Here is an 11281-nt window from a genome sequence, read left to right as displayed (position 1 = left end):
CACGTTCAACATCTCTGCAAGCTGACCCACCGCTTTCGCGAGCAAGCCCGCTCCCACAAGGGATCGGTGGCGAACATAAATCCGGCAGCACCCCGGAAAAACTGTGGGAGCGAGCTTGCTCGCGATGGCGGCGGCACATCCAACATTGATGCAAGCTGATCCACTGCTATCGCGAGCAGGCTCGCTCCCACAAGGGATTTGTGGCGAACATCAGTCCGGGAACACGACGGAAAATGGTGGACCACAAAAAACCCGGCCTTGGCCGGGTTTCTGTCACCTGGTCATTGCATCCAGGGCGGAGGTGGTTCTTCGGTTTTGCCGGGAGGGGCATCGTCGGCGGCCCGGATGGCCTGGCGGCGTTCCTCGTCACGGCGGGCGGCTTCGATTTCCCGCATGACCCCGCCGACATCCGCCAGCTCATCGGGCTCGTCAAACTCACCGGTCAACACGCTGCCCGGATGCAAGGTCCCGGCCTCAAACAGCGCCCACATCTCCTTCGCATAGCGGGTGCGCTTGAGCTCTGGCGCAAAGCGGCCAAAGTAGGACGCCATGTTGCCCACGTCCCGTTCCAGCATGCTGAAGGCGTGGTTGTTACCCGCAGCGTCCACCGCTTGCGGCAGGTCGATGATCACCGGCCCCGTCGGCGTGAGCAAGACGTTGAACTCCGACAGGTCACCGTGCACCAGACCGGTACACAACATCAGCACGATCTGGGAAATCAGGAACGCGTGATATTCACGGGCCTGGTCCGGCTCCAGCACCACGTCGTTCAACCGCGGCGCGGCGTCGCCGTATTCGTCGGCCACCAGCTCCATCAACAGCACGCCTTCGAGGAAGTCGTACGGCTTGGGCACGCGCACACCGGCGTTGGCCAAGCGGAACAGCGCCGCCACCTCGGCATTCTGCCAGGCGTCCTCGGTCTCTTTGCGCCCGAACTTCGAGCCCTTGGCCATGGCCCGGGCCTGTCGGCTGTTACGGACCTTGCGACCTTCCTGGTATTCGGCCGCCTGACGAAAACTTCGCTTGTTCGCCTCTTTGTAGACCTTGGCGCAACGTAGCTCGTTGCCGCAGCGCACCACATAAACAGCTGCTTCTTTACCACTCATGAGTGGGCGCAGCACCTCGTCGACCAGACCGTCCTCGATCAGGGGTTCAATGCGTTTTGGAGTCTTCATCAGCTTTTATTGGGGGTCCTTTATTACCAAACACGCGAATGACAGTCGTTATACGGCAATCCTTGCTCCACGGGGAGGGGTTACCGACCTATGAACCGATGATGCACACAGTGTGCCGGATTAAATCGACCGAGCCGAATCATAGCCGAGAGCGGATGAGCCCTTGGCAATTGAATGTGAAGGTATTTGCGACAAGAGCTGACAGTCGAGTTAACCGCGGTCGTAGGCAAGTTCGGTGACTGCGGCCAGCTCAAGGCTTGAACAATTCCCCCGGGGTAAAACCAAACATCACCTTGAACGCGGCAATAAAGGCCGACGTCGAGTCGTAGCCGCAGGACAACGCTGCACTCGTGACGCTATCGCCTTGCTCCAGCGGCCCAAGGGACGATAGCAAGCGCATGCGTTGACGCCAGGCGCGAAAACTCAGGCCGGTCTCGCGCTGGAACAGACGCATCAGGGTTTTCTCCGAGGTGCCCAGCCGCTCGGCCCAGGCATGCAACGTGACGCTCTGTTCAGGCTGCTCGATCAGTTCGTTGCACAGCGCCAGCAGCCGGGCATGCCGGGGCAGCGGTAGCGAGAATCCAACTTCCGGCAACGTCGCCAACTGGTCCAACAGCACTTGCACCAAGCGTTCTTCCGGCGTATCGCCCTGTGGATAATCGGCCGGCAGTTGACAGAACACCTTGATCAACTCACGGGCCAGCGGCGTCACTTCCAGCACCCGGCAACGCTGGTCTGCCCAGGGGCAGGCCTGGCGATGCACATAGAGGCTGCGCATTTCCGCCCGGGTCGACGTCACGACCTGATGCTCCAGGTCGGCCGGAATCCAGATGCCTCGCTGGGGCGGTGCGAAGAAACTGCCCTCGGCGGTGTGTACGCCCAGCACGCCGCTGATGGCGTAGGAAAACTGCACCCAGTCATGCCGATGGGCCTGGGTCCAGGAACCGGCGCTCAAGCTTTCGACACGGGCGTACAGCGGCCTGGGCAATTGCGTCAGGTCGGGAATGCGGCGCTCGAGCTGTTGGTGTCCGTTAGTCGGCATTGATTGGCCTTATGTCGCAAGACGACTGTTCGGCTCGACGTTAGGCTAAGTCGACTTTCCTGACAACTTGCGGTGCCCTATGCACATCTTCAGACACCTCAAACGCATGGCGACCGACTGGTTTCTCTGCGGCATGCTGCTCGCCACGCTGCTGGCGTATTTCTTCCCCTCCTTTGGCGCCAGTGGCGGGGCGATGCATGCCGAGTGGGTGGTCAATATCGGGATCTTCGTGGTGTTCTTCCTGCACGGGGTCAACCTGTCCGGCGAACAGATTCGCCATGGCCTGAAAAACACTCGGCTGCACCTGATGGTGCAGGGCTTTACCTTCGGCGTGTTCCCGTTGATCTGGGTCCTGAGCAACTGGCTATTGGGCAGCCATGTGCCGTCGTTGCTGATGCTCGGGTTCTTCTACCTGTGCGCCCTACCCTCGACCATTTCTTCCTCGGTGGCCCTGACCGGCAGCGCCGGCGGCAACGTGCCGGCGGCGATTCTCAACGCGAGCCTGTCGAGCGTGCTGGGGGTGGTCCTGACACCGCTGCTGGTCAGCCTGGTGGTCGGACGCGGTGCCGGTGGCATCGACCTGGGAGCAACGTTGCTCGATCTGTGCCTGATGTTGCTGTTGCCGCTGGTACTCGGACAGTTCCTGCGGCGCTGGCTGGCCGGTTTCTTTGGCCGCTACAAACGCTACACCAGCATCATCGACAAACTGGTGATCCTGCTGCTGGTCTACGCCGCGTTCTGCAATTCGATGGTCTCCGGGATCTGGCAACAGCAGGGCAACGGCGTGTTGCTCAGCGCAGTGGTCGGCAGTGCCGTGCTGCTGGCGATTATCCTGTGGACAACCACCCGCACCGCCCGCGCCTTGCACTTCAACAGCGCCGATGAGGTCGCCGCGGTGTTCTGCGCCAGCAAGAAATCCCTCGCAGCCGGCGTGCCGATGGCTGCGTTGATTTTCGGCAACAACCCCGGCCTTGGCCTGATCCTGCTGCCGATCATGATCTACCACCCGTTGCAGTTGATCGTCTGTTCGATCCTGGCCGAGCGTTACGCCAGCCGCCACCGGGCGCAGGCGACTCGACAAGGCGACGCGCTGCTCAACGCTCGATAATCGCCGTCACCCCCTGGCCGGCCGCAGCGCAGATGGAAATCAGCCCGCGGCCGCGCCCTGCGGCATCCAGCAACTTGGCAAGGTTGGCGACGATCCGCCCGCCGGTGGCGGCAAACGGGTGTCCGGCGGCCAGGGAGCTGCCCTTCACATTCAAGCGGCTGCGGTCGATGGCCCCCAGCGGCGTGTCGAGGCCCAGGCGGGTCTTGCAGTAGTCCGGATCTTCCCAGGCCTTGAGGGTGCACAGCACCTGGGCGGCGAACGCTTCGTGGATCTCGTAGTAATCAAAATCCTGCAAGGTCAGGCCATTGCGCGCCAGCAGCCGTGGCACGGCATAGGCCGGCGCCATCAGCAACCCTTCGGCGCCGTTGACGAAATCCACCGCCGCCGTTTCACCGTCGCGCAGATACGCCAGGATCGGCAGGCCCCGCGCCTTGGCCCACTCTTCGCTGCCCAGCAGAACCAGCGAGGCGCCATCGGTCAGTGGCGTGGAGTTACCGGCCGTCAGCGTGCCCTTGGCGCTTTTTTCGAAAGCGGGTTTAAGGGACGCGAGTTTCTCCAGGGTCAAGTCCGGGCGCAGGTTGTTGTCCCGGGTCAGGCCCAGGAACGGGGTCATCAGGTCGTTATGCCAACCCTCGGCGTAGGACGCGGCCATTTTCTGATGGCTTTCCAGGGCCAACTGGTCCTGCAACTCCCGGGGAATCTGCCAGGTCTGCGCCATCAATTCGCAGTGCTCGCCCATGCTCAGGCCGGTGCGCGGTTCGTTGATGCGCGGCAGGTCTGGCACCAGATGTTGCGGACGCAGTTGCAGGAACACCTTGATTTTCTCGGCGGTGGTCTTGGCGCGATTGGCTTGCAGCAAGATCCTGCGCAGCCCTTCATTGACGCCAATCGGTGCGTCCGAGGTGGTGTCTACGCCGCCGGCAATGCCGCTGTCGATCTGGCCCAAGGCGATCTTGTTGGCGACCAGCAGGACTGTTTCCAACCCCGTGCCGCAGGCCTGTTGGACGTCATAGGCCGGGGTGCTCGGGGAGAGCCGCGAGCCGAGCACGCACTCACGGGTCAGGTTCATGTCCCGGGAATGCTTGAGCACCGCGCCGGCCACGACTTCGCCGATGTGCAGGCCATGCAGGTTGTAGCGCTCGATCAGCCCTTCGAGGGCGGCGGTCAGCATCGCCTTGTTGCTGGCAGTGGCATAAGGCCCGTTGGAGCGGGCGAAGGGAATACGGTTACCGCCGATGATCGCGACGCGGCGTAGCTGAGCCATGAAAAACTCCTGTTGGTTGCACATGCGCGGATGGGGCCCGAAAAAGCGCCGTTCCTGCACAAGCTTAGGCTGTGTACGAAATAGTTTGAAACGCAGGTTAGGCAAGGCAAAAACCAGCGAGGAAGCGGAGTTGACTGGTTGTCAATGAGCATTCCGAGCCGGTTTTTAACGCCGCACAACCAAGTTTCAAGCTATTCCGTACATAGCCTAGGCTTTATCTGGTTGATCGAACGACTGATTGCCAATCGTGGTCCACACTTGGGATCTCATCAGCCGGAGTGTGTTCCATGTCTGACCGTTATATCGACTTCGCCAATTCACCCGTTGGCCTGCGCCTGGTCGGAGCCCTTGGCCTGCCCTCGCCGGTGCGCCTGGAGCGTTGGCAGGCCGGGCGGCTGCGTCCCGTGGAAGGCGCGCTGCTGCTGGGCGGCGGCGCGCTGATCGAGCAGATTGGCACATTCGCCAAACGCCTGACCGATGCCATCTATGTGTACGGCGGCGAACCGTCCCTGGCGACTGAATGGATCCCCGGCCACGGCCCGAAAATCAAGGCCGTGGTGTACGACGCCAGCCATCTGGTGCAGGTCGATCAGCTCAAGCAGTTGCGCGAGTTCTTCCAACCCTTGATGAAAAATCTCGACCGCAGCGCCCATGTCGCGATCCTCGGTCGCGCGCCGGAACAGCTTGCCGACCCGTTCGCGGCCAGTGCCCAGCGGGCCTTGGAAGGCTTCAGCCGTTCCCTGGCCAAGGAGCTGCGCCACGGCGGGACGTTGCAATTGCTGTATGTCGGCGATGGCGCCGAAACCCAACTGGAAGGCGCGCTGCGGTTTTTCCTGTCACCCAAGAGCGCGTTTGTGTCGGGGCAGGTCATTCGTCTCAACGCCTGCGCCACCCAGGTGCAGGACTGGACCCGCCCGCTGACCGGGCTCAGGGCCTTGGTCACCGGCGCTGCGCGCGGGATTGGCGCCTCGATCGCCGAAACCCTGGCCCGGGATGGCGCCGATGTGATTCTGCTGGACGTGCCCCAGGCCAAGACCGATCTCGATGCCCTGGCCGCACGCTTGGGCGGGCGCAGCCTGACCCTGGACATTTGCGCCGAGGACGCTGCGGCGCAATTGATCGAGCATCTGCCCGACGGCATCGACATCGTGGTGCACAACGCCGGGATCACCCGCGACAAAACCCTCGCCAACATGACCCCGGAATTCTGGGACGCAGTGCTGGCGGTCAATCTCAATGCGCCGCAGGTGCTGACCAAGGCCCTGCTCGACAGCGGCACCCTGCGGGACAACGGCCGGGTGGTGTTACTGGCGTCCATCAGCGGCATCGCCGGCAACCGTGGGCAGACCAACTATGCCGCGAGCAAGGCCGGCTTGATCGGGTTGGCCCAGGCCTGGGCCCCCGCTTTGCAGGCGCGGGGCATCAGCATCAACGCCGTGGCCCCGGGCTTCATTGAAACCCGGATGACGGCCGAGATCCCCTTCGCCCTGCGCGAAGCCGGGCGCCGCATGAGTTCCCTGGGCCAGGGCGGTTTGCCCCAGGACGTCGCCGAAGCCGTGGCGTGGCTCGCCCAACCAGGCACCGGCGCGGTGACCGGCCAGGCGCTGCGTGTGTGTGGGCAAAGCCTTTTGGGGGCATGACATGACGATCCAATGGCAAGAGGTCGGCGCCGCGCCGTCCATGTCAGCGCTGTACGCCAAGGCAGCGACGCGGCGCAAGATCACTGCAAAGGTGCTGCCGGAGCAGGGATTGCGCCAAGTGCTTCAGGTCGATCAGCAGCGCCTGGCGGCCTATCGCAAGGTCTGCGGCTTCAGCGATAACGGCCTGCTGCCACCGACCTATCCCCACGTGCTGGCGTTTGCCCTGCAAATGCAGTTGCTGACCGCGCGGGACTTTCCGTTTCCGCTGCTGGGGTTGATCCACTTGAGTAACCGCATCCGGGTGTTGCGGCCCATGGGCGGTGTCGGTCAGGTTCGGGCCAGCGTCCATGTCGAGAACCTGCAAGCCCACCCCAAAGGGGCGGTGTTCGATCTTGTAACGCGCCTTGATGACCAGCTCGGGCTGTTGTGGGAAGCCACGAGCCAGATGCTCTGCAAGGGCGTCCAGCTTGACGGTGCGCTGGTGGAGGATGCGCCTGCGGCCAGCCCTGTGTTGGTCGAAGTGGCGCGCTGGGCGGCACCGGCCGACATTGGACGGCAATACGCCAAGGTGTCGGGGGACTACAACCCGATCCACCTGAGCGGCCTCAGTGCCCGATTGTTCGGCTTCCCCACCGCCATCGCCCACGGCTTGTGGAACAAGGCCAGGACCCTGGCGGCCCTGGACAGCCACCTGCCCGAGGCCAATGTCGAAATCGAAGTGACCTTCAAGAAACCGGTACGCTTGCCCAGCGAGGTGACATTGTTGGCCAGCGCGGCCGGGTCCAGTGGGGACTTGCGATTGATCGGGGCTGGGGAGCTGGAGCATATGGTGGGGGGCTGGCGGCCGGCGGGGTGATAGCCGTGGGTCAGGTAGCATCTATGTCGAATTTACCGACGCTATCGCGAGCAGGCTCGCTCCCACAGTAGTTCTCGGGTGTTCACGGATTCGGTGCTCACACAATTCCCCTGTGGGGAGCGGGCTTGCTCGCGAAAGCGGTGGGTCGGCTTGCCTCTGTGCTGAATGTGCCGCCGTCTTCGCGGGCAGGCCCGCTCCCACAGTAGTTCTCGGGTGTTCATGGATTCAGCGTTCGGCACCGATACCCTGTGGGAGCGGGCTTGCTCGCGAAAGCGGTGGGTCAGCTTGCCTCTGTGCTGAATGTGCCGCCGTCTTCGCGGGCAAGCCGGCTCCCACAGTAGTTCTTGGGTGTTCACGGATTCGGTGCTCACCACAATTCCTCTGTGGGAGCGAGCCTGCTCGCGATGGCGGTGGGCCGGCTTGCATCGATGTTGCTGGGCTACCGAGGTGGATAGTTGGCCAGGATCCGTCCCACAGTCTCGCGCACGGCGTTGCTGCGGTCGCTGGGGTTGGGGGAGTTGCTGAGCAGTTGTTCATCGCTGCCGCGCCACACCAGTTTGCCGTCCTTGCCGTCGAGCAGGTCGATCTGCACGGTGGCGACTTTGTAGCTGATGTTGCGAGTCTCGTTGTACATCGGCCCGCCCCAATAGCCATTCCAGGGGCCACCCCAACCGCCGCCATAGTTGGTGGTCACTTGCTGCTGGCGATCCTCGACGATCAGATAGGCTTGCACCAGCACATCCCCTCGCCCGCCAGATGCCGCCGGGCGCAGGCCGCGTTGGTCGAGTTGATCGGCGACGGCCTGGCGAATCCTCTGCTCGGTCAGGTCGCTCTTGATCCGTGGATCATCGGGGCGGTATTGCAGCGCCGGCTCTTTCCAGCTCCAGCTGCGATACGCCGCAAAATCACGACTGGTGTCGAAGTCGTGGTTGACCTGGTTGGAAGCACAGGCCCCCAACAGCAGTGTGAAAGCCAGTACAGCAAGCCGGCGAAACATGATTTTTCTCCGTTGCGTTGATCAACTGGGCGGATAAGCTGCCATGGCTTTTTCCACCGCCTCACGAATGGCATCGGTGCGCTCGCTCTGGTTGCCGCGCTGGCTGGTCTCGGCGCTGGCGCTCCACACCGGCTGGCCGTTGCGGGCGTCGAACAGATCCACGCGGACCACCACGACCTGCTCCTGATACGTGCGCACCATCGGCACCGTGTGGTACATGCCATAACCCGGGCCGTAGCGGTTATAGCCGCCGTAGTAACCTGAATCATAGTCGTCCCGCACCTGGCGCACGCGGGTCTCCAGACGCAGGTCGGCGCTGACGAACAGGTCGGCCGGACGGTTGTCGTGCAGCGGCCGCAGGCCACGCTGGTCCAGGGACTCGCTCACCGCTTCGGCCACCTGGGCCGAGTCCGCCCAGGCGGTGCCTGGCGGCAGGCGTCCGTTGAGCCAGGCCCAACTGCGATAGCGCCCGTAATCGCGAGGTGGCGCAGGATAGGCGCTGCGGTCAAATACCGTGGCCGCCTCCGGTGGGGCCGGCGGCAGTGGATTGGACGTGGCGACATAAGGGTTGCTGCCCTGACAGGCCACGAGCCCCAGACACAACAGCAACAACCCTGAACGACCTTTCATCTCGCTCTCCCGATGGCGCCCTGATCAGCGGGGCCGACAGATCCAATGCAGGTAACGCCCCAGCCCGGCAAACGCCGGATGGCGACGATGAGCCAGTTCCATTTCCAGCAACGGCTCAAGCTCCACGCGGCTCTGGAATTCCACTGGCATGTAGTCATGAAAAACCCGCACGCCACTCTGGTTTTCGACCTGCCACAGGCTTTCAAGTTGCGCCGCCAATTCCCTGGGATCAAGCGGTTGTTGCGGCGTCAGGCTCTGTTTTTCACCGGCCATGTCGTTTTTGCGCAACTTGCGGAAATGCCCCTTGAGCAGGTTGCGATACACCAGCGCGTCGCGGTTGTAGAACGCCAGCGACAGCCAGCCGCCAGGCATCGTGAGCTGATGCAATACCGGCAGGATCGCGTGGGGCTCGGCCAGCCATTCCAGCACCGCATGACACAGCACCAGGTCGTAAGGCTCGGTCAACTGGCCGAGCAGATCCTGCCACGGCGCCTGGATGAACGTGGCGCTCTGGCCGGCTTCGGCAAACCGCTGGCGAGCGCCTTCGAGCATCGGCTCAGCCGGTTCGGCCAGGGTCACCTGATGGCCGCGCTCGGCCAGCCACAGCGACATATGGCCCAGGCCGGCGCCGATGTCGAGCACGCGCAACGGTCGGTCCGGCAAGGCTTCCAGCAGATCGGCCTGAAGCACTGCCAGACGGATCGCGCCCTTGGCCCCACCGTAGATTTTCTCGGCAAAACGCGTGGCGAGCTGATCGAAATGGCGGTCGCTCATTGGCCGAACCGCCGTTCGCTGTCGGCCAGCTTGCTGCGCACCACCGCGTCCATGTCCAGCCCCAACTCACTGCACAACAGCAACAGGTACAACACAATGTCGCCGACCTCTTGCCCGGCGTGGGCTAGCTTGTCGGCGGGCAGTTGGCGCGACTGGTCCTCGGTCAGCCACTGGAAGATCTCCACCAGCTCGGCCATTTCGACGCTGGCGGCCATGGCGAGGTTTTTCGGGCTATGAAATGGCCGCCAATCATTACGGTCACGAATGGCATGCAGGCGTTCGGTCAGTTCAACAAGGTTCATCGGGCTCTCCTGAATGCCCATAGCTTCGGGGGGATGACGGGCGAAGGCAAGCGCCTCGGTACGAAGCGGCAATTTGCCCCATAATCGAACGATTGCGGCCGCCGCAGCTCCTACAATCAGGAGCCAGAAGCTCAACGAAAATCCCCTCTGATCAGGATGCACACATGCAGGTAGAAAGCTTTTTCGAATGGCTCGGCCAGGCGCTCGGTTCGGTGATCCGGTTCATCGTCGACCTGCTCAGCGGCCTCTTCAACACCCTGGCCAATGCCGGCGGCAACTTCGTCGAAGGCCTGTCCCGCGCCCTGGGCATGGACACCTCGATCATCAGCATCATCGCCCTGATCCTCGGGCTGATGCTGCTGTACTCGGCGATCCGCGCCTTCATGCGGGCGTCGATCATCCTGGGCATCATCTGGCTGGTGCTGGGGCTTTGGTTGTTGAGCTGGATCATTCACTAACCCCCTGTGGCGAGGGAGCTTGCTCCCGCTGGGCTGCATGGCAGCCCCAAAATGAGCTGACGCAATCCCCCAGGCAGACCGCACCCGCCGGTTTTGCGACGGCTGCGCCGCCGAGCGGGAGCAAGCTCCCTCGCCACAAGAGCCTGATGTTTATTCCACTCGCTTCGGCGCAGGGAGCAGGCTACACCGCCTTGCGCCATCGCCTACAACTACGCCAGAATCCGCCGACTTGTGTGCCTTGGGGTTGGGTTTTATCGTTTTCCGGTCGCTGACAAATCAGTGATCGGGTTTAGCGATCCGGCTCCATACAGACGCAACAATGCCCAGTCTCGATTGCAGTCTCTTCAAGCCTGCAACTCTCGTCATGGTGGCTGTGCGTGGGAGACCTTCTGGTCTACCCGGGGTTTCTGTGACCCGGATCGCTAACCTGCGTACAGCCGCCACCTTTACTTGTTTAGCGATAGGTCGTGGTGGCTCAACCAATCACGGAGATTCACCATGTTCAAAGCAACTCCCAATCCACCGTCCGACGACCAGCCATCCCCCGGCGAGCCCCTCAGTCCAGAAGCGTTCGAAAAAGCCACCCAACGCGCCCTCGACCATTACCTGAAACCCGAGCCGACCAAAGCCAAAACCACTCCCGGCCAACTGTTCACCGTGGCCGACGGCATCGATGTCGAATGCCTGCTCGCCAACCTCAGCGAAACCTTGGCTTCGGCCAACGCCCTAGTCAACGATCTGGCCTTCGAGCTGGACGGCTCCAGGCGGCACATCGCCCTGGGCATCCAGCAATTGATCGAACTGGGCTGCTTGCTGGCAAACCGAGCGTTGGATAGCACCGAAGCCCGCCAGCCATAACACTCCCTTGTGGCGAGGGAGCTTGCTCCCGCTGGGCTGCATGGCAGCCCCAAAATAAGCTGACGCATTCCACCAGGCAGACCGCACCAGCCGGTTTTACGACGGCTGCGCCGCCGAGCGGGAGCAAGCTCCCTCGCCACAAGATTTCGGGCGCCCTGAAAGTACGGTGTGCTTTTC

The 11281-nt window shown here is 62.8% G+C and carries 12 protein-coding genes; 5 read left to right on the top strand and 7 right to left on the bottom strand.

The window, feature by feature from the left end; all coding sequences use genetic code 11:
• Nucleotides 1-281: 281 nt before the first annotated feature.
• Nucleotides 282-1175, bottom strand: coding sequence for a PA4780 family RIO1-like protein kinase (locus RGM2987_RS16670; protein ID WP_245143236.1), 894 nt, complete (start codon nt 1173-1175; stop codon nt 282-284).
• Nucleotides 1176-1425: 250 nt separating this feature from the next.
• Nucleotides 1426-2217 (bottom strand): helix-turn-helix transcriptional regulator, encoded by a 792-nt coding sequence (locus RGM2987_RS16665; protein WP_245143233.1) that lies wholly within the window; start codon nt 2215-2217, stop codon nt 1426-1428.
• A gap of 79 nt (nt 2218-2296) precedes the next feature.
• Between RGM2987_RS16665 and RGM2987_RS16660 the strand changes: the two genes are divergently transcribed.
• Nucleotides 2297-3325 (top strand): bile acid:sodium symporter family protein, encoded by a 1029-nt coding sequence (locus tag RGM2987_RS16660; RefSeq protein ID WP_245143230.1) that lies wholly within the window; start codon nt 2297-2299, stop codon nt 3323-3325.
• On the opposite strand, the gene RGM2987_RS16655 is transcribed toward RGM2987_RS16660, so the two are convergent.
• On the bottom strand, nt 3312-4589 hold the full coding sequence (locus RGM2987_RS16655; RefSeq protein ID WP_245143228.1) for an acetyl-CoA C-acetyltransferase: 1278 nt from the start codon (nt 4587-4589) through the stop codon (nt 3312-3314). The genes RGM2987_RS16660 and RGM2987_RS16655 overlap by 14 nt on opposite strands.
• A gap of 287 nt (nt 4590-4876) precedes the next feature.
• Here RGM2987_RS16655 and RGM2987_RS16650 point away from each other — a divergent pair, with 287 nt between their 5' ends.
• Entirely contained in the window at nt 4877-6229 is a 1353-nt protein-coding gene (locus RGM2987_RS16650; protein ID WP_245143224.1) for a 3-oxoacyl-ACP reductase, read from the top strand.
• Between the two features lies 1 nt (nt 6230).
• A complete protein-coding gene (locus RGM2987_RS16645) occupies nt 6231-7085 on the top strand; it encodes a MaoC/PaaZ C-terminal domain-containing protein (protein WP_245143222.1) in 855 nt (284 codons plus the stop codon).
• Between the two features lie 439 nt (nt 7086-7524).
• On the opposite strand, the gene RGM2987_RS16640 is transcribed toward RGM2987_RS16645, so the two are convergent.
• From RGM2987_RS16640 to RGM2987_RS16625, 4 genes are read right to left on the bottom strand one after another with little or no spacing between them, the layout of a single operon-like run.
• Complete coding sequence (locus RGM2987_RS16640) at nt 7525-8082, bottom strand: DUF4136 domain-containing protein (protein WP_245143219.1); 558 nt, start codon at nt 8080-8082, stop codon at nt 7525-7527.
• 21 nt (nt 8083-8103) lie between these two features.
• Nucleotides 8104-8712: a DUF4136 domain-containing protein gene (locus tag RGM2987_RS16635; RefSeq protein ID WP_245143217.1), complete on the bottom strand. Its 609-nt coding sequence runs from the start codon at nt 8710-8712 to the stop codon at nt 8104-8106.
• A gap of 24 nt (nt 8713-8736) precedes the next feature.
• Nucleotides 8737-9486 (bottom strand): methyltransferase domain-containing protein, encoded by a 750-nt coding sequence (locus RGM2987_RS16630; protein ID WP_245143215.1) that lies wholly within the window; start codon nt 9484-9486, stop codon nt 8737-8739.
• Nucleotides 9483-9788: a MazG-like family protein gene (locus RGM2987_RS16625; protein WP_024780720.1), complete on the bottom strand. Its 306-nt coding sequence runs from the start codon at nt 9786-9788 to the stop codon at nt 9483-9485. Before RGM2987_RS16625 ends, RGM2987_RS16630 begins: the two co-directional genes overlap by 4 nt.
• Nucleotides 9789-9952: 164 nt before the next feature.
• Here RGM2987_RS16625 and RGM2987_RS16620 point away from each other — a divergent pair, with 164 nt between their 5' ends.
• Together RGM2987_RS16620 and RGM2987_RS16615 are read left to right on the top strand one after the other, a co-directional pair.
• The gene (locus tag RGM2987_RS16620; protein WP_245143210.1) at nt 9953-10246 is read left to right on the top strand and encodes a hypothetical protein; all 294 of its coding nucleotides are present in this window, start codon (nt 9953-9955) and stop codon (nt 10244-10246) included.
• Nucleotides 10247-10744: 498 nt separating this feature from the next.
• The gene (locus tag RGM2987_RS16615; protein ID WP_245143207.1) at nt 10745-11104 is read left to right on the top strand and encodes a DUF6124 family protein; all 360 of its coding nucleotides are present in this window, start codon (nt 10745-10747) and stop codon (nt 11102-11104) included.
• Nucleotides 11105-11281: the final 177 nt, after the last annotated feature.

Origin of the sequence: Pseudomonas sp. RGM2987 (assembly GCF_022952855.1) — a bacterium.
Classification (GTDB): Bacteria; Pseudomonadota; Gammaproteobacteria; order Pseudomonadales; family Pseudomonadaceae; genus Aquipseudomonas.
Note: the sequence above shows the minus strand (reverse complement) of the source record. Positions and strands in the feature narration are given on the sequence as shown.